The sequence below is a fragment of the Pseudomonas sp. CBS genome (assembly GCF_024734645.1).
In the GTDB taxonomy this organism is placed as follows: Bacteria; Pseudomonadota; Gammaproteobacteria; order Pseudomonadales; family Pseudomonadaceae; genus Aquipseudomonas.
In genome coordinates this window covers 6,875,848-6,893,119 of the sequence record NZ_CP102929.1, presented here as the reverse complement: position 1 = coordinate 6,893,119, position 17,272 = coordinate 6,875,848, and the positions used below count along the sequence as shown (strand labels likewise).

Genomic DNA, 17,272 nt, shown 5'->3' with positions numbered 1-17,272 from the left:
GACGATGTCCAGAAACGGTCCTTTGGCCCTGGGCTTTCACGGCCTGGTGGTGCTGTTCATGATGGCGCCGCTGGTGGTGGTGTGCCTGGTGGCCTTCACTCCGGAAAACACCTTGAGCCTGCCGACGTCGGGCTTCTCCCTGCGCTGGTTTCATGCCGTGTTCGAACGTGCCGACTTTATCCAGGCGTTCTACAACAGCCTGGTCCTGGCCTTCGTGGCCGCCAGCTTGGCGACCTTGATTGCGGTGCCGGCGGCCCTGGCAATCAGTCGCTACCAGTTCCCCGGCCGCAACTTCTTCAGTGCGCTGTTCCTTTCGCCGATCATCATCCCGCACCTGGTGCTGGGGGTGGCGATGCTGCGGCTGTTCGCAATGATGGGCGTCAACGGCAGCTTCACCTGGCTGATGCTGGCTCACGTGGTGATCATCACCCCTTACGTGTTGCGCCTGGTATTGGCCGCCGCCATCGGCATCGATCGCAGCGCCGAGCAGGCCGCCGAATCCCTCGGTGCCAGCCGCTTCACCCTGTTTCGCCAGATCACCTTGCCGATGATTTTGCCCGGTGTGGCCGGCGGCTGGTTGCTGGCGTTCATCAACAGTTTCGATGAAGTGACCCTGTCGATCTTTGTCAGCTCGCCGGCCACCCAGACCTTGCCGGTGCGCATGTACGTGTACGCCACCGAATCCATCGACCCGATGATGGCGGCCGTGTCGGCGCTGGTGATCGGCTTGACGGCGGCGGCCATGATTCTGCTGGACCGGGTCTACGGCCTGGATCGCGTATTGGTAGGGAAGCATTGATGGCGCTGTTCAAACGACTGGCCGAGACCGAGCGGCCCACCCTCACCTTCACCCTCGACGGGCAGCCTGCCACGGGCTTGCTTGGCGACACCTTGCTGACCGCCGTACTGACCTGCGCCGAACACCTGCGGGGCAGTGATTTCAGCGCCGAACGCCGCGCCGGTTTCTGCCTGATGGGCGCCTGCCAGGATTGCTGGGTACGGCTTGAGGACGGTCGCCGGGTGCGCGCCTGTTCGACCTTGCTGGAAGACGGCCAGGCGATTCGCCGTGATCCGGGGCGCCAGGCATGAAGACCGTGGTGATAGTCGGCGCAGGCCCGGCGGGCATTACCGCCGCCCGGACCTTGCTGGACCATGGCGTAAGCCCGGTGTTGGTGGACGAAAGCCTGCGCGGCGGCGGCCAGATTTATCGGCGCCAACCGGCGAACTTCCAGCGCTCGGCCAAGCAGTTGTATGGCTTTGAAGCGGGCAAGGCGACGGTGCTGCATCGCACCCTGGATGAGCTGGCAACCCGGATCGACTACCGGCCTGAAACCCTGGTGTGGAATGCGGAAAATGGCCGTCTGGACATGCTCAACAACGGCCACGCCGAAAGCATCGAATACGCGCAGATCATCGTCGCGACGGGCGCCACTGACCGCATCCTGCCGGTGCCGGGCTGGACGCTGCCCGGCGTGTACAGCCTGGGCGCTGCGCAAATCGCGCTGAAGTATCAAGGCTGCGCCATCGGCGAGCGCGTGGCGTTCTGCGGCAGCGGGCCGTTGCTGTACCTGGTGGCGTATCAGTACGCCAAGGCCGGGGCCAAGGTGGTGGCGGTGCTCGACAGTGCGCCGTTCAGCGCCCAGTGCCGCGCCCTGCCGGCATTGCTCGGCCAGCCGGCGACCCTGGCCAAGGGTTTGTACTACCGCGCCTGGCTCACCGCCCACGGCATCCCGGTGCATCAAGGGGCGACGCTGTCGCACATCGACGGCGAGCAACGAGTGACGGGCATCCACTGGGATCAACAGGAAATCGCCTGTGATGCCGTGGCCTTCGCCCATGCCCTGCGCAGCGAAACCCAATTGGCGGATTTGCTCGGGTGTGAATTTGCCTGGAATGCATTGAACCGCGCGTGGTTGCCGCAGCGAGATGCGGCCGGGCGTAGCAGTGTCGCAGGCGTGTATTTGGCTGGCGACGGTGCTGGAATCATGGGCGCCGATGCGGCGCAAATGGCGGGCGAGCGGACGGCGTTGGCGTTGCTGGAAGACACCGGTATTGCCATCGCCCCTCGCCGGCCCGCTGTGCTGGAACAGCAATTGGCGAGCATCCAACGCTTTCGCCATGGCCTGGAAACCGCCTTCCCCTTCCCGGAAAACTGGGCCGCTCAAGCCCCGGATGAACTGATCTTGTGCCGGTGTGAAGAAGTCAGCGTCGGCGAAGTACGCGCGGTGGTGGACGAAGGCCACTGGGAAGTGAACCGGGTCAAGGCCCATTGCCGGGTTGGCATGGGCCGTTGCCAGGGCCGGATGTGTGGGCTCGCAGCGGCAGAAATCATTGCCGAACGCAGTGGGCGCGAGATTCAAAACGTTGGCCGCCTGCGGGGCCAGGCACCGATCAAACCCTTGCCGTTTGGCGTGGAGGCGCAGCCATGATCGACAGCGAAGTGATCGTGTTGGGCGGCGGGATTGTCGGCGCTTCAGCGGCCTTGATGCTGGCGCAGAAAGGCCGGCGCGTGGTGCTGGTGGAGCGGGACTTTTGTGGCTCGCACTCCAGCGGTGTGAACTATGGCGGCGTGAGACGCCAGGGGCGGCCATTGCATCAGTTGCCGTTGTCGCAACGCGCCCATGCGCTGTGGTCCGACTTGCCGGGGCTGATTGGCATCGATGGCGAATACGTGCGCTCCGGGCATTTGAAACTGGCCCGCAGTCACGAAGACCTGGCCGCTCTGCAGGCTTACGCCGACGCCACTCGAGGCTTTGGCCTGGGCCTGCAAATGCTGGATCACGCTCAGCTGCGTGCGCGGTTTCCATGGGTGGGTGATGTGGCGGTCGGCGCCTCACTCTGCCCCGAAGACGGCCACGCCAATCCGCGCCTGGTCTCCCCCGCCTTTGCCCGCGCCGCCCAACGCCACGGTGCGAGGGTGATGGAGCAAACCGAAGTCACCCAGGTCGAGCATGACGGCCAGCTGTTTCAGGTGCGCTGTGCCAATGGTGTGCAGCTTCAAGCCCGCTGGCTGTTGAACTGCGCCGGCGCCTGGGCCAGTACTGTGGCCGCGCAATTTGGCGAACCGGTGCCGATGACCTCGGCACACCCGGCGATGCTGGTGACCGAGCCACTGCCGGTGGTGATGGACGTAAGCACCGGGGTCGAAGGCGGCGGAATTTATGCGCGGCAAGTCGCTCGGGGCAATTGCATCCTCGGCGGCGGTCGCGGCTTTGCGCTGGGCCCGCAACAGGCCCGCCCGGGGCAGGCGGCGGTGCTGGAGATTCTGCGCAACGCCGGCGAGTTGTACCCGTTCCTCAAAGGTGCCCAGGCGATTCGCACCTGGAGCGGCACCGAAGGTTATCTACCCGACCACGAACCGGTGATCGGCGACAGCAGCACCCAACCCGGCCTGCTTCACGGTTTCGGCTTTGCCGGCGCCGGGTTCCAGCTCGGCCCCGCGGTCGGTGAAGCCCTGGCAGAAATCGTCTGCACGGGAGCCAGCCGGCAGCCCATCGAAGCATTTTCCATCCGTCGTTTCCAAGCCTGAGAGGAAGATTTATGCACATGATCAAACGTACTGCGCTGTCTTGCCTGTCCCTCGCCCTGTTGAGCACGGCGGCCCATGCCGCACCGACGCTGTACCTGGGCATGAACGGCGGGACCATGGAACGGGTCTACGCCGACAAAGTGCTGCCCGCGTTCGAGAAGGCCAACAACGTCAAGGTGGTGATCGTGCCGGGCACCTCGTCGGACATCCTGGCCAAGGTGCAGGCCAACAAGGACAACCCGCAGATGCACGTGATGTTCCTCGACGACGGCATCATGTACCGCGCGATCTCCATGGGGTTGTGCGAGAAGCTCACGCCCAACCCGACCCTGGATCAGATTCCGGCCAAGGCGAAGATCAAGGAAGAAGCGGTTGCGGTGACGCTCGGGGTGACCGGGTTGGGTTACAACGCCAAGATGTTCAAGGAAAAGGGCTGGGCGCCGCCGACGTCGTGGATGGACCTGGCGGATCCACGGTTCAAGGACAAGGTGGTGTTTCAGTCCCTGGCCTCCTCCACATTTGGGTTGCATGGTTTCCTGATGTTCAACCGGATTCAGGGGGGTAGCGAGACCAACGTGGAGCCGGGGTTCAAGGCGTGGCCGAAGACGGTTGGGCCGAATGTGCTGGAGTACATCGCCAGCTCGGCGAAGATTTCCGAGATGGTGCAGACGGATGAAGCGGCGATCTTTCCGCTGACGCCAACACAGGTGACCACGCAGCAGTTGTTGGGTGTACCGATGGAGTATGCACAGCCGAAAGAAGGCGCGGTGGTGTTGAACGTAGCGGAGTGTGTGATTGCGCGGAATGACCAACCGGAGTTGGCTCAGAAACTGGCACAGTTCTTGTTGACCGCAGAGGCGCAGGCGCCGGCTTTGGAACTGGGGGATCAGATTCCTTCGAATCCTACTACGCCGACCACGGATAAGACTCGGGCTCGGGTGGAGGCAATGAACAGTTATTTGCAGACGGCGATTTCGATTGACTGGGATCAGGTGAACCAGGCACGGCCCGAGTGGAATGCGCGGTGGAGTCGGTCGATTGAGCGGTAGGCTTTGGGGGTGAATATCCATTATTTGGGTGATGGCTTAAATGGGTTCCGCTCTTACAGCGGGTCACTTTTGAAAGGAGCCCAAAAGTAACCAAAAGGCTCTTGCCCCACCACTCGGCACCTCGCCTAGGCTCGGTGTGCCCTCACTCCGGCTTTGGACCGTGGGCCGCCGTCATGGGCCATCCCTGGCCCAGGACGGCTAACCTGGCGTCCTGCCAGGTTACCCACGCTCCAAAGCCTGCGTTCGGCCAGCGTGGTTTAACGGGGCGCCTAAGATCAAAATCAAGATCAAAAGCAAAAGCACAGCGGCCTACAGGCCGGCTTGAGTGTTGAAGAGCAAAATCAAAAGCTAAAGCGGGCACGGTCCAAAAAATGTGGGAGCGGGCTTGCTCGCGAAGGTCTTTAACGATGACGCGGGCATTCTGGATGAACGCGGCGGTCTCAGGTTTTTCGCGAGCAAGCCCGCTCCCACAGAAAAGCAGCTCTGTTTTCGCTCTGGTTTTTGCTTTTGCTGTTAACACTCAAGCCGGCCGAGAGGCCGCTGTGCTCTTGCTTTTGATCTTGATCTGACTGCCCCAATAAGCCCGAGGCCGAACGCAGGTATTGCGGAGCGGGTAAACCGGCAGGACGCCGGTTTAGCCGCGCCGGGCCATGGATGGCCCGTCGCGGCGGCCCGCTTCGCGGTGCCGGAGTGAGGGAACACCGAGCCTAGGCGAGGTGCCGACAGGCGGGGCAGAGCGTTTTGGTTACTTTGCCGCTTTTGCAAAGTGACTCGCTGTAAGAGCGAAACCATAGGTGGCCGTTACCGAAGAAACGGATATGTACCCAATCAATCACCCCACCATCTCCCGAACCCGATACCACAACATCCCCAACGCCAACAGCGGCGAACGCAACACCTTCCCCCCGGGAAACGTCATATGCGGCACCTGGCTGAAAATATCCAACCCCCGACTCTGCCCAGCCTGAATCCCCTCAGCCAACAACCGCGCGCACCAGTGAGTCACGTTCAACCCATGCCCCGAATACCCCTGGGCATAAAACACATTCGGGTGCTGCTTCAACCGCCCCACCTGGGGAAAGCGATTGGCGGTGATGCCGATCTTCCCCCCCACTGAAACTCAATCGCCGTATCCACCAACTGCGGAAAAACCTTGAGCATCTTCGGCCGCATATACCCCGCGATATCCACCGGATCACGCCCCGAATAATGACAAGCCCCCCCAAACAACAACCGCCGATCCGCCGAAAGCCGGTAATAATCCAACCCCACTTTCTGATCACACAACGCCAGGTTCTGCGGAATCAACTGATCAGCCACCCCAACCGACAGTGGCTCGGTCGCAATGATGTAACTCCCCGCTGGCAGCACCTTGCCACTCAACTTCGGCTCCAATTCCTCCAGATGCGCATTGCACGCCAGCACCAGGCTACTGGCGCGCACGGTGCCGGACGCACAACGCACCTGCACCGTATCGCCATGAACCAACTCCAGCACAGGGCTGTTTTCAAAGATCCGCACCCCAAGTGATTCGGCCAAAGCCGCCTCCCCCAACACCAGGTTCAGCGGATGCAAATGCCCGGATCCCATGTCCACCAAACCACCGGCATACACACCTGAGCCCACGACTTGCGCCATATCCTGCGGCGCCACCAACCGCGTTTCAGGCGCATACCCCAAGGCAGCCAGGCTTTCCAGCTCCCCCTGAAACGCCGCAAACTGCGCCGGCGTATTCGCCAACTCACAAAACCCCCAGCGCAGGTCACAGTCAATCCCGTGCTCGCGAATCCGCTCGCCCACCAGCGCCACCGAATCGATCCCGGCCTGCTGCAGGTAACGCACGCCCTCCTCGCCCACGTACTTGGCAAATCCCGATACGTCATGCCCAATCCCGCGTATCAACTGCCCGCCATTGCGCCCACTGGCACCCCAGCCAATCCGCCGGGCCTCCAGCAAGATCACCGATAGCCCACGCTGGGCCAATTCGATGGCGGTATTGACCCCGGTGAATCCACCGCCAATCACACACACATCGGCCGTCAGGTCAGCCCCCAGCGCTGGGCGCTGGGGCATGGCGTTGGCCGAAGCCAGGTAATAGGAACGGGCGTGGTCGGGCGAGGAATGGCTCATTTGTTGGTCTTCACTTTGCTCCAGGACCGCGTCATCAAGCGCATGACGGCAGGCGTCGGGGTGGTGGAAATATAAAGTTTGTCGAGCACTTCCTGGGACGGGTAGATCTCAGGGTTGTTCACCAGCTCCGGCGCCATGAAGGCCTTGGCCGCCGGGTTCGGGTTGGCGTAGCCGACGCTGGCGCTGACCTTGGCGATCACTTCTGGGTCCAGCAAGTAGTTGATAAAAGCGTGGGCGGCTTTTGGGTTGGCCGCGTCTGCCGGGATCGCCAGCAGGTCGAACCACAGGTTGCTGCCTTCCTTGGGGATTGAGTAGGCGATGTTCACGCCGTTCTTGGCTTCCTTGGCGCGGTTGGCGGCCTGGAACACGTCGCCGGAATAACCGAAGGCGACACAAATATCACCGTTGGCCAGGTCCGAGATGTACTTGGAGGAATGGAAATAGGTGATGTACGGCCGCAGGGTCAGCAGCTTGGCTTCGGCTTGTTTGTAGTCTTCGGGATTCTCGCTGCGCGGGTCCTTGCCCATGTAGTTGAGGATCGCGGGAAACAGTTCATCCGCCGAATCGAGGAACGCGACGCCGCACTCGTGCAGCTTCTTGATGTTCTCCGGTTCGAACAGCACGGCCCAGGAATCGATACGGTCGATGCCCAGCACCTGCTTGACCTTGTCCACGTTGTAGCCGATGCCGTTGGTGCCCCACAGGTACGGCACCGAGTGCTCGTTGCCCGGATCGTTTTTCTCCAGCAGCTTGAGCAGCTTGGGGTCGAGGTTCTTGAAGTTGGGCAGTTGCGAGCGGTCCAGCTTGAGGAACGCACCGGCTTTGACCTGCCGCGCCAGGAAGTGGTTAGACGGCACCACCACGTCGTAGCCGGTGCGCCCGGCAAGCAGTTTGCCTTCCAGGGTTTCGTTGGAGTCGAACACGTCGTAGATCACCTTGATCCCGGTCTTGGCCTGGAAGTCGGCCAAGGTGGTCTCACCGATGTAGTCGGTCCAGTTGTACACACTGACCGTCTGCGCGGCGTGGCCCGCGCTGCTGAACAACGCCGCCAAGGCCAGCGGGAGTAGCTTTTTCACCAGACGCATATCGACACCCCTTTGCTTGATTGATTTTTATGTATTCACCCAGCCCTTCTGCCCGTAGCAGCTGTCGAGCCTAAGCGAGGCTGCGTAGCGTTGTATCAGACACAATTGCGGTGAGCCCGACGCAGCCTCGCTAAGGCTCGACAGCTGCTACGGGCGAGTCGTCAGACGCTCAGCAGCAGGAATTCACGTTCCCAGGAGCTGATCACCCGCTTGAAATTCTCGTGTTCGGCGCGCTTGACCGCGACGTAGCCGCGCACAAACTTGTCCCCCAGGTACTGCTTGACGGTGTCGCACTCTTCCATGCGCGCCAGGGCGTCTTCGATGGTGATCGGCAACCTCAGGTTGCGGCGCTCGTAGGCGCGGCCTTCCACCGGGGCGCTGGGTTCGACCTTTTCGATCATGCCGAGGTAGCCGCACAGCAGGCTGGCGGCGATGGCCAGGTACGGGTTGGCGTCGGCACCCGGCAGGCGGTTTTCCACGCGCATGGCGTCGGGGCTGGAGCTCGGTACGCGCAGGCCGACGGTGCGGTTTTCTTCGCCCCACTCCACGTTGACCGGTGCCGAGGTGTCCGGCAGGAAACGGCGGAACGAGTTCACGTTGGGCGCAAACATCGGCAGCAGCTTGGGGATGTACTTCTGCAAGCCGCCAATGTGGTTCAGGAACAGTTGGCTCTTGTTGCCGTGCTCATCGACAAACACCTGCTTGCCGGTGGCGATTTCCACCACGCTCTGGTGCAGGTGCATGGCGCTGCCGGGCTCGTCGGCCACGGGTTTGGCCATGAAGGTGGCGGCGACGTTGTGCTTGAGCGCCGCCTCCCGCAGGGTGCGTTTGAACACGGTGATCTGGTCGGCCAGGTCGAGGGCATCGCCGTGGCGGAAATTGATTTCCATCTGCGCCGGGCCGTCTTCGTGGATCAGCGTGTCGAGGTCCAGGCCCTGGGCTTCGCACCAGTCGTAGACGTCTTCGAACAGCGGATCGAATTCGTTGGCGGCATCGATGGAGAACGATTGGCGGCCACTTTCGGCGCGGCCGGAACGGCCCAGCGGGGTCTTCAGCGGCAGGTCCGGGTCTTCGCAGCGCTGGGTCAGGTAGAACTCCATTTCCGGCGCGACAATCGGCTGCCAGCCTTGATCGGTATACAGCTGCAGGACCTTTTTCAGCACGTTGCGCGGCGACAACTCGATGGGGTTGCCCTGCTTGTCGAAGGTGTCGTGGATCACGATGGCAGTGGGCTCGATGGCCCACGGCACCACGTAGGTGGCGTTGGACACCGGGCGGCAGATCATGTCGATGTCGGCCGGGTCCAGCAGGTCGTAGTAGATATCGTCGTCGACAAAGTCCCCGGTTACCGTTTGCAGCAACACACTTTCCGGCAGGCGCATGCCTCGCTCATGCAGGAACTTGTTGGTGGGCGAAATCTTGCCGCGTGCGATGCCAGTCAAATCACTGATCACGCATTCGACTTCGGTAATCTTGTGTTCTTTCAGCCAGGCGGACAGCTGATCGAAGGGGGCGTTCATAAGGACCTCGTCATGGGTTGGATGATGCGCCGCGGGCTTCCCTCGCCGCGCATTGAGGTCTATCTTGGGCCAGCCGTCCGACGGCATCTATCCACTTTGCACCCACCACAACGCACCAATAGAGTGCGCCCAGGTTACCCATGACACAGGCAACAGCTTTGCGCGTACAGGCCTTTACTACCGGTGATGTGGCCGCTCAATGCAGTGCGACACCCGGTTGGGTGCAACAGTACCAGCAGATGTCTCCGGGGCATTTTGCCGGGCAGATTCGCTACCTCGACCTGCAAGGTGTCGAGGTGTATGAAGAGCGGATGAACACCCGGGTGGAGCAGAACTTCAACGCGCCACCGGGCTCCCTGGCGTTCTGTTTCGATGGCAGCGACAACGCGCTGTATGTGCTCAATGGCGAAAGCCGCAACACCTGGATCACCCCGGAAAACTACCGCGAAGTCGCGGTGGTATTCGGGCCGCAGTTCGTCCAGCGCCACGGTTTGGAGGTGGCGAAACTGGAGGGATTGTTCATGGCCCCGCTCAACTCCCTGCAAAACGCCTTGTTCAGCCGCTGGCTCAGCGGCACGCTGACGCGGCTGTCGGCCACGTTTGACCCGCCGAGTCGCGATGCGCTCACACAACAGTTGCTGGACGACTGCCTGTTCATCCTCGACAACGCCTGCGTGTGCCTGGACAAGGGTTCATTGCAGCGGCGCACCGAGGAGCGAATCATCATGGCGCGCATTGGCGAATGGGCGGCGGATGTGCCGGATGAAACCGTCAACCTGCTGGAGCTGGCGCGCATTGCCGGCGTGCCGTTGCGCCAGTTGCAGCAGGGGTTCAAGACGTACACCGGGATGAGCCCGGCGCAATGGTTGAGGTTGCGCCGGTTGAACAGTGCACGGCGGGAGTTGTTGAACCCGCCGTCAGCGGACACCACCGTGGCGGAAGTGGCGATGAATTGGTCGTTCTGGCATTTGGGGCGGTTTTCCAACAGTTACCGGGCGCTGTTTCAAGAGTTGCCCAGCGAGACCCTGAAACGCCAGAGGTAAGTGTTGAAGATCGTTCCCACGCTCCGCGTGGGAACGATCAGGTCCGAAGAAACGTCAGCATCAACTGATTCACTTGCTCCGCCGCCTCCATCTGCACCATATGCCCCTGCCCCAGCAGTATCTCCACCTGAGCCTCCAACCCCTGGGCATGGCTCGCCGGAATGATTGCGTCCTCACTGCCCCAGATCACCAGGCTCGGCTGCTGCCCGACAACGTTGCGCAAATCCACCAATTGCCGACCACCGCTGAACAACGCCCCGGTGATCTGCCGCAACGCCTGATCCACCCCCTCCAGGCGCTTGAACTTGAGCATGTCTTCCAGCATCTGCCGGGTCACCAGCGCCGGGTCGCTGAACAGTTGCACCAGTTGCGGCTTGAGTGCATTGCGATTGCTCGCGTCGATAAAACCTTGCAGGTAATCACCGTTGATCTGCGTACCCAATCCAGCACTGGCGATCAGCGTCAATGACGCCACACGCGCCGGCGCCAGTCGCGCAATATTCAGCGAAACCAGCCCGCCCATGGAATGCCCGGCGAGGTGAACCCGGTCAATCTTCAGATGATCCAACAGTGCCAATACCGCCTGACCCAACTCCTCAAGGTCGCCGTCTTTCAGGTACTTGCCCGACTCGCCATGCCCCGGCAAATCCAGCGCGATCACCCGCCGCTCAGCCGCGAGCACCGGGTGATTGAACAGCCAGTTATTCAGGTCGCCACCAAAGCCATGGATCAGCACCAGCGGTGTGCCGCCCTCCCCGAGGTCCAGATAGCGCAACAAGCGCCCGCCCACTTCAACCTTCTGTGCCGATGGCCCGCTGGCTTCAGCCTCGGCAGCATTGGAAACGAACCCCGCCTGGAACGCCTCGATGACCCCATCAATCTCGGCCTCGCTGGCCTCGCCTTCCACTACGATTGCCAGCAATGCCCCCACCGGCAAGGTCTCATCGCTCTGGGCCAACACCCGCCGCAGCACTCCGCTGAACGGCGCCTCGACGCTGCTGGAGATCTTGTCGGTCTCGACATCCAGCACTTCTTCGCCCTTCTCCACCCGGTCGCCCGGCTGCTTGAGCCAGACATCGACCCGGCCCTCGGTCATCGACAGCCCCCACTTGGGCATGGTCAGTGTATGGATCATGCGGCATTCCTCTTGTCGGCGATCTTCAGCACCGCAGCTTCGATCTTCGCCGCGTTGGGGATGTACAGGTCTTCCAGGGCATCGGAGAACGGCACCGGGGTATGGGGCGCGGTGACCATTTCGATCGGCGCGCGCAGGAAGCTGAACGCGCGTTGCGCCACCAATGCACTGATGTCCGTGGCAATCGAACAACGTGGATTGGATTCGTCGATCACCACCAGGCGCCCGGTTTTCTCCACGCTTTCAAGGATGCTGTCTTCGTCCAGCGGGCTGGTGGTGCGCAGGTCCAGCACTTCGCAATCGATGCCTTGGCGCGCCAGGTTGGCCGCCGCTTCCAGGGCGATGTGCACCATGCGCCCGTAGGTCACCAGGGTTACGTCATTGCCTTCACGCACGAAGTTGGCTTCGCCGAACGGCACGGTGTACAGCTCTTCCGGCACTTCGCCCTGGAGGCTGTAGAGCATTTTGTGTTCGAGGAAAATCACCGGATCGTTGTCGCGGATCGCCTGGATCAGCATGCCCTTGGCGTCATAGGGCGTGGCCGGGCACACCACCTTGAGCCCGGGAATATGGGTCCACATCGAGGTGAGCATCTGCGAGTGCTGGGCCGCCGCACGCAGGCCGGCGCCGTACATGGCGCGCACTACAAGCGGTGTGGTGGTCTTGCCGCCGAACATGTAGCGAAACTTCGCCGCCTGGTTGAGCAACTGGTCGAGGCAGCAGCCGATAAAGTCGACGAACATCAATTCGCACACCGGGCGCATGCCACGGGTGGCCGCGCCGACGGCCATGCCCACGTAGCCGACCTCGGAAAGCGGTGCGTCGAGCACGCGGTCGGGGAATTCCGGATACAGGCCCTTGGTGACGCCGAGCACGCCGCCCCAGGCATCCTGTTCACCGGGCGAACCGGTACCGCCGGACACGTCCTGGCCGATGATGAACACGCTCTGGTCCCGGCGCATTTCCTGGGCCAGGGCTTCGTTGATTGCCTGCTGATAGCTGATTTTTCTAGCCATGATGACTTCTCCACGGATTGTTTTTGTAGTGGGTGGCGGTTAGCGGTAGGCGACGTAGACATCACTGAGCAGGTCGGCGGCCTGGGGTTTGGGGTCGGACTTGGCCAGGCGCACCGCGTCTTCAATCAGTTGCGCGACTTCGGTGTCGATGCGTTCGAACTGAGCCGCGTCGAGCCAGCCTTCGGCGGTGCAACGCTGGCGAAACAGGCTCAGGCAGTCGCCGGTTTCCCGCAGGTTTTTCACCTCGTCCGGGCCGCGATAGGTTTGTGCATCGCCTTCGAAGTGCCCGTAGAAACGGCTCAGTTTGACCTCCACCAGCGTCGGCCCCTTACCGCTGCGGGCACGTTCTACCGCAACGCCAAGGGCGGCGTGTACGGCGAAAAAGTCGTTGCCGTCGACAATCACCCCCGGCATGCCAAAGCCCACGGCGCGCTCGGCAATGTCCTTGCAGGCCACCGACCAGCCGGACCCCGTGGCTTCGGCGTAACCGTTGTTCTCGGCCACGAACAGGCACGGCAGGTTCATGATCGAGGCCAGGTTCATGGCTTCAAACACCGCGCCCTCGTTGGAGCCGCCGTCACCAAAAAACGCCACGGCCACACCCGCGCTGCCCTTGAGCTTGGCCGCCAGGGCCGCACCGGCTGCCAGCGGCGCACCGGCACCCACAATGCCGTTGGCGCCGAGCATGCCCTTCTCCTGGTCGGCAATGTGCATGGAGCCGCCCTTGCCGCCGCACACCCCGGTTTTCTTGCCGTAGATCTCGGCCATCATGCCGAACACATCCACACCCTTGGCGATGCAATGGCCGTGGCCACGGTGGTTGGAGGCGATGCAATCTTCATCGTTGAGGTGGGCCATGACCCCGGCGGCACTGGCTTCCTGGCCGGCATACAAATGCACGAAACCGGGAATCTCGCCGGTGGCGAATTCCACATGCAGGCGTTCTTCGAAATCACGGATGGTGCGCATCACGGTGTAGGCATGGAGCAATTGATCGGTGGACAGGTGAGTGGACATCTTGTTGTTCTCCAGGTTGTCTCGACACACAAAAGGCTGGATCAGGCCAGCTGCAAGGCACTCAGCACGGCCTGTGCCAATATGCTGGAAAACCTGGGAAAGCCTTGATCCAGAGCAGCTGCCGGAAGACCCGGGCATGCCACTGTGGCCCGTTCAATGAGACGCGCCGTTGCAACCTGCCCGCAGCGTCTCAGGCGGGATGAGACGTTGCGTCTCACCTCGGGCAGTTGGTCAGGCCGCCCTTGTCCCGCCCGGCCCATGGGCGCTTAATGGCGGGCATAACAACAAGGATCGAGAACCGGAGGCTTCAATGCTCGCCGTGAACTCCAAGGACCATGTCGACTGCGTCAGCCGCGTGGTTCGCAACGCCGACCGCCTGCCCCAGGCGCCGGTGCCGTCGCTGATTTTTGACTCCTGGCGCCGCTCCATGGAGCAGCACCACCTCGACCCCGGTTCCCTGCAAGGGCCGCGCATCCTCACCAGCACCCTGCTCAAGGAATGCCGCGAACGCGCCGAACTGTTCATGCGCATCGCCAGCGAGGAAGTCGGGCAGATTCACAACCGGGTGCGCCACGCCGATTACTGCGTGATGCTCACCGACGCCCAGGGCCAGACCATCGACCATCGTGTGGACGCCGGCATTCGCAACGACTGCCGCAAGGCCGGCCTGTACCTTGGCACCTGCTGGTCGGAAGCCGAGGAAGGCACTTGCGGCGTGGCCACGGTGCTGACCAGCAAGGCCGCGGTCACCGTGCACAAACGCGACCACTTTCGCGCGGCGTTTATCGGCCTGACCTGCTCTGCCGCACCCATCTTTGATCCCCAGGGCAACCTGCTGGGCGTGATGGACGCCTCCGCCCTGAAATCGCCGGATGACCGGCGCAGCCAGCACCTGGTGCGGCAGATGGTGGCGCAAAGCGCGCGGGCCATCGAGAACGCGTTTTTCATGCACAGCGCCCGGCAACACTGGGTGTTGCAGGCCCACAGCACGCCGGGTTACGTCGACAGCCAGCCGGACATGCTGCTGGCGTGGGATCAGGACGGGCGACTGCAAGCCTTGAACAGCAAGGCGCGGCAGGCCTTGAGGGTGCGCTTCGGGCAGTTGCCGGAGCATATCGGCGAAGTGTTTGACCTGGACGCGTTGCGCGCCGTGACCGATCAATCGACGCAGCAGTTGCATTGGCTCGGCGAAACCGGAGCCTTGCAGGTACGGGTCAGCGCGCCACGGCGTAAAGCGGCGCGGGCGGTAACGTGCTTGGCCAGTCAGATAGACCCGCGTGTGGAAGAGCATCTGCGCCTGGCCGTGCGGGTCAAGGACCGCAACCTGCCGGTGCTGGTCCAGGGCGAAACCGGCGCCGGCAAGGAAGTGTTTGCCCGCCAGTTGCATGAACGCAGCGCCCGTCGCGACGGCCCCTTTGTGGCGGTGAACTGCGCGGCGATCCCGGAAAACCTGATTGAGAGCGAACTGTTCGGCTACGTGGCCGGGGCGTTTACCGGTGCCTCCAGCAAGGGCATGACCGGGCTGCTGTTGCAGGCCGATGGCGGCACGTTGTTTCTCGACGAGATCGGCGACATGCCGCTGGCGTTGCAGACGCGACTGCTGCGGGTCATGGCCGAAGGTGAAGTGGCGCCGCTGGGCGGAGCGAAAACCCGCACGGTGGATATCCAGGTGATCTGCGCCAGCCATCGGGACTTGGCGGCGCTGGTGAGTGCTGGAAGCTTTCGCGAGGATTTGTATTTCCGGTTGGGCTGTGCGCGGTTCTGTGTGCCGCCATTGCGCGAGCGCACGGACAAATTGGCATTGATCAATCGGCTTCTGGAGCAAGAGGCGCGGCACAGCGGTGTTGCGGTCGGGATCGCGGCAGCGGCGCTGGAGTTGCTGCTGGGTTATGCCTGGCCGGGGAATGTGCGGCAACTGCGGCATGTATTGGCGTATGCGTGTGCGGTGTGCGATGGCGGGACGATTCAATTGGCGGATTTGCCGGTGGAAGTTCGCGGTGACGCGGTTGCGGTGGAAACATCGGAAAGCGTCAGCCCAGAGCGGCAGTTGGTGCTGGACGCACTGATTCGGCATCGGTGGAAGCCGCTGGCGGCGGCGCAGGCGCTGGGGATTTCCAGGGCAACCTTGTATCGGCGGGTTAACCAGCTGGGTATCGACATGCCCGGAAAACACTGATGATCGTTGATGATCGTTCCCACGCTCCGCGTGGGAATGCATCCTGTGACGCTCCGCGTCACAACTGTAGAGGCGGACGCGGAGCGTCCAGGCGACATTCCCACGCAGAGCGTGGGAACGATCAAAGCAGGAGGCGCGGCACAACGGTGTAGCCGCGGGAATCGCAGCGGCGGCGCTGGAGTTGCTGCTGGGTTATGCCTGGCCGGGGAATGTGCGGCAACTGCGGCATGTATTGGCGTATGCGTGTGCGGTGTGCGATGGCGGGACGATTCAATTGGCGGATTTGCCGGTGGAAGTTCGCGGTGACGCGGTTGCGGTGGAAACATCGGAAAGCGTCAGCCCAGAGCGGCAGTTGGTGCTGGACGCACTGATTCGGCATCGGTGGAAGCCGCTGGCGGCGGCGCAGGCGCTGGGGATTTCCAGGGCAACCTTGTATCGGCGGGTTAACCAGCTGGGTATCGACATGCCCGGAAAACACTGATGATCGTTGATGATCGTTCCCACGCTCCGCGTGGGAATGCATCCTGTGACGCTCCGCGTCACGACTGCAGAAGCGGACGCGGAGCGTCCAGGCGGCATTCCCACGCAGAGCGTGGGAACGATCAAACGCGGTAAAAAATGTGGGAGCGGGCTTGCTCGCGAATGCGGTGTATCAGTCACAAAGTAGGTGCCTGACACTCTGCATTCGCGAGCAAGCCCGCTCCCACATTTTGACCGAGTGATTCTGCCGGGTCAGCGGTAGAGAATCCCCCCATCAATCAATGGCGATTGCCCGGTCATGTAATCCGAATCCGGCCCCGCCAGGTACGACACCAGCCCCGCCACATCCTCCGGCGTTTCCGCCCGGCCCAACGCAATCCCGTCCACATACTTCTTGTACGTCGCCCCTACCTCGGCGCCGGTAATCTCGGCCATGCGCTTGTCGATCTCGACCCACATGTCGGTGCCCACCACACCCGGGCAGTAGGCGTTGACGGTAATCCCGTCACTGGCCAACTCCCTCGCGGCGGCCTGGGTCAGCGCGCGCACGGCAAACTTGGTGGCCGAATACACCCCCAGCAGCGCAAAGCCTTCATGGCCGGCAATCGAGCAGGCATTGATGATCTTGCCCTTCTGCTTCAGCGCCTTGAATTTCTTGCCCGCGGCCTGGATGCCCCAGAGTGTGCCCTGCACGTTTATACGCAGCGTGCGGTCGACCTGTTCCGGGGTTACGTCCAGCAGTGCGTCGATCTGTGCGACGCCGGCGTTGTTGATGATGATGTGGAAGCCGCCCAGGGTCTGGTGGGCATGGTCCACCGCCGCGACCACTTGCTCCAGCTTCGAGACGTCGGCAACAAACACCGAGGCCTTGCGCCCCAGTGCAACGATCTCGGCCGCCACCGCTTCAATCTTGGCGCTGTTGATGTCCACCAACGCAATATCGGCGCCGTCCCGCGCCAAGCGCAGCGCGATGGCCCGGCCGATGCCTTGCCCGGCACCGGTCACCAGTGCAACTTTTCCAGCGATACTCATGACGATCCCCTTCAACGGTGAGAGAAGCCTTGTCTATCGCAGTTGCCAGGGGCCGCTGTC

Annotated in this window: 13 protein-coding genes and 2 pseudogenes; 8 read left to right on the top strand and 7 right to left on the bottom strand. The window is 62.4% G+C overall.

All coding sequences use genetic code 11. The annotated features are described in order from the left end of the window. The first annotated feature begins 4 nt into the window (after window positions 1-4). Genes NVB75_RS31545 through NVB75_RS31525 form a run of 5 tightly spaced genes read left to right on the top strand, consistent with a single transcriptional unit; the run spans window position 5 to window position 4,578 of the window. Window positions 5-799, top strand: a complete 795-nt coding sequence (locus tag NVB75_RS31545; protein ID WP_063028849.1) for an ABC transporter permease — start codon at window positions 5-7, stop codon at window positions 797-799. Next, window positions 799-1,089 carry a (2Fe-2S)-binding protein gene (locus tag NVB75_RS31540; protein ID WP_076015746.1) on the top strand — a complete coding sequence of 97 codons (291 nt, stop codon included), beginning with the start codon at window positions 799-801 and terminating at the stop codon, window positions 1,087-1,089. Before NVB75_RS31545 ends, NVB75_RS31540 begins: the two co-directional genes overlap by 1 nt. After that, a complete protein-coding gene (locus NVB75_RS31535) occupies window positions 1,086-2,429 on the top strand; it encodes an NAD(P)/FAD-dependent oxidoreductase (protein ID WP_258344852.1) in 1,344 nt (447 codons plus the stop codon). The genes NVB75_RS31540 and NVB75_RS31535 overlap by 4 nt, the downstream gene beginning before the upstream one ends. Next, complete coding sequence (locus NVB75_RS31530; RefSeq protein WP_258344851.1) at window positions 2,426-3,529, top strand: FAD-binding oxidoreductase; 1,104 nt, start codon at window positions 2,426-2,428, stop codon at window positions 3,527-3,529. Before NVB75_RS31535 ends, NVB75_RS31530 begins: the two co-directional genes overlap by 4 nt. Before the next feature lie 17 nt (window positions 3,530-3,546). Further along, the gene (locus NVB75_RS31525; protein WP_003218283.1) at window positions 3,547-4,578 is read left to right on the top strand and encodes an ABC transporter substrate-binding protein; all 1,032 of its coding nucleotides are present in this window, start codon (window positions 3,547-3,549) and stop codon (window positions 4,576-4,578) included. Between the two features lie 832 nt (window positions 4,579-5,410). Here the strand turns inward: NVB75_RS31525 and NVB75_RS31520 are convergent. The 3 genes and pseudogenes from NVB75_RS31520 to NVB75_RS31510 all read right to left on the bottom strand — a co-directional run bounded on the left by NVB75_RS31520 (window position 5,411) and on the right by NVB75_RS31510 (window position 9,313). Then, window positions 5,411-6,708: pseudogene (locus tag NVB75_RS31520) on the bottom strand (NAD(P)/FAD-dependent oxidoreductase). Next, the gene (locus NVB75_RS31515) at window positions 6,705-7,793 is read right to left on the bottom strand and encodes a polyamine ABC transporter substrate-binding protein (RefSeq protein ID WP_258344850.1); all 1,089 of its coding nucleotides are present in this window, start codon (window positions 7,791-7,793) and stop codon (window positions 6,705-6,707) included. The pseudogene NVB75_RS31520 and the gene NVB75_RS31515 overlap by 4 nt, the downstream one beginning before the upstream one ends. Before the next feature lie 161 nt (window positions 7,794-7,954). Then, a complete protein-coding gene (locus NVB75_RS31510; protein WP_003219154.1) occupies window positions 7,955-9,313 on the bottom strand; it encodes a glutamine synthetase family protein in 1,359 nt (452 codons plus the stop codon). 140 nt (window positions 9,314-9,453) lie between these two features. On the opposite strand from NVB75_RS31510, the gene NVB75_RS31505 reads away from it, so the two are divergent. Beyond that, window positions 9,454-10,356 carry a helix-turn-helix domain-containing protein gene (locus NVB75_RS31505; protein ID WP_026077700.1) on the top strand — a complete coding sequence of 301 codons (903 nt, stop codon included), beginning with the start codon at window positions 9,454-9,456 and terminating at the stop codon, window positions 10,354-10,356. Between the two features lie 37 nt (window positions 10,357-10,393). Here the strand turns inward: NVB75_RS31505 and NVB75_RS31500 are convergent, their stop codons facing one another. From NVB75_RS31500 to NVB75_RS31490, 3 genes are read right to left on the bottom strand one after another with little or no spacing between them, the layout of a single operon-like run. Beyond that, window positions 10,394-11,491 carry an acetoin dehydrogenase dihydrolipoyllysine-residue acetyltransferase subunit gene (locus NVB75_RS31500; protein ID WP_258344847.1) on the bottom strand — a complete coding sequence of 366 codons (1,098 nt, stop codon included), beginning with the start codon at window positions 11,489-11,491 and terminating at the stop codon, window positions 10,394-10,396. Beyond that, window positions 11,488-12,507 carry an alpha-ketoacid dehydrogenase subunit beta gene (locus NVB75_RS31495; RefSeq protein WP_076015753.1) on the bottom strand — a complete coding sequence of 340 codons (1,020 nt, stop codon included), beginning with the start codon at window positions 12,505-12,507 and terminating at the stop codon, window positions 11,488-11,490. The genes NVB75_RS31500 and NVB75_RS31495 overlap by 4 nt, the downstream gene beginning before the upstream one ends. 39 nt (window positions 12,508-12,546) lie before the next feature. Beyond that, window positions 12,547-13,524, bottom strand: a complete 978-nt coding sequence (locus tag NVB75_RS31490; protein ID WP_003219159.1) for a thiamine pyrophosphate-dependent dehydrogenase E1 component subunit alpha — start codon at window positions 13,522-13,524, stop codon at window positions 12,547-12,549. A 310-nt stretch (window positions 13,525-13,834) separates the two neighbouring features. On the opposite strand from NVB75_RS31490, the gene NVB75_RS31485 reads away from it, so the two are divergent. Both NVB75_RS31485 and NVB75_RS31480 read left to right on the top strand, forming a co-directional pair. Beyond that, a complete protein-coding gene (locus tag NVB75_RS31485; protein ID WP_258344846.1) occupies window positions 13,835-15,700 on the top strand; it encodes a sigma-54-dependent Fis family transcriptional regulator in 1,866 nt (621 codons plus the stop codon). A 124-nt stretch (window positions 15,701-15,824) separates the two neighbouring features. Continuing rightward, a pseudogene (locus NVB75_RS31480) lies at window positions 15,825-16,181 on the top strand (helix-turn-helix domain-containing protein); the annotation flags it as partial. 251 nt (window positions 16,182-16,432) lie between these two features. Here the strand turns inward: NVB75_RS31480 and NVB75_RS31475 are convergent. Next, a complete protein-coding gene (locus NVB75_RS31475) occupies window positions 16,433-17,212 on the bottom strand; it encodes an acetoin reductase (protein WP_258344845.1) in 780 nt (259 codons plus the stop codon). Window positions 17,213-17,272: the final 60 nt, after the last annotated feature.

Coding starts and splice junctions, on each gene's coding strand:
- NVB75_RS31545 (WP_063028849.1), top strand. CDS start 5: ATGTCCAGAAACGGTCCTTTGGCCCTGGGCTTTCACGGCCTGGTGGTG.
- NVB75_RS31530 (WP_258344851.1), top strand. CDS start 2,426: ATGATCGACAGCGAAGTGATCGTGTTGGGCGGCGGGATTGTCGGCGCT.
- NVB75_RS31475 (WP_258344845.1), bottom strand. CDS start 17,212: ATGAGTATCGCTGGAAAAGTTGCACTGGTGACCGGTGCCGGGCAAGGC.
- NVB75_RS31540 (WP_076015746.1), top strand. CDS start 799: ATGGCGCTGTTCAAACGACTGGCCGAGACCGAGCGGCCCACCCTCACC.
- NVB75_RS31495 (WP_076015753.1), bottom strand. CDS start 12,507: ATGGCTAGAAAAATCAGCTATCAGCAGGCAATCAACGAAGCCCTGGCC.
- NVB75_RS31535 (WP_258344852.1), top strand. CDS start 1,086: ATGAAGACCGTGGTGATAGTCGGCGCAGGCCCGGCGGGCATTACCGCC.
- NVB75_RS31490 (WP_003219159.1), bottom strand. CDS start 13,524: ATGTCCACTCACCTGTCCACCGATCAATTGCTCCATGCCTACACCGTG.
- NVB75_RS31525 (WP_003218283.1), top strand. CDS start 3,547: ATGATCAAACGTACTGCGCTGTCTTGCCTGTCCCTCGCCCTGTTGAGC.
- NVB75_RS31505 (WP_026077700.1), top strand. CDS start 9,454: ATGACACAGGCAACAGCTTTGCGCGTACAGGCCTTTACTACCGGTGAT.
- NVB75_RS31500 (WP_258344847.1), bottom strand. CDS start 11,491: ATGATCCATACACTGACCATGCCCAAGTGGGGGCTGTCGATGACCGAG.
- NVB75_RS31485 (WP_258344846.1), top strand. CDS start 13,835: ATGCTCGCCGTGAACTCCAAGGACCATGTCGACTGCGTCAGCCGCGTG.
- NVB75_RS31510 (WP_003219154.1), bottom strand. CDS start 9,313: ATGAACGCCCCCTTCGATCAGCTGTCCGCCTGGCTGAAAGAACACAAG.
- NVB75_RS31515 (WP_258344850.1), bottom strand. CDS start 7,793: ATGCGTCTGGTGAAAAAGCTACTCCCGCTGGCCTTGGCGGCGTTGTTC.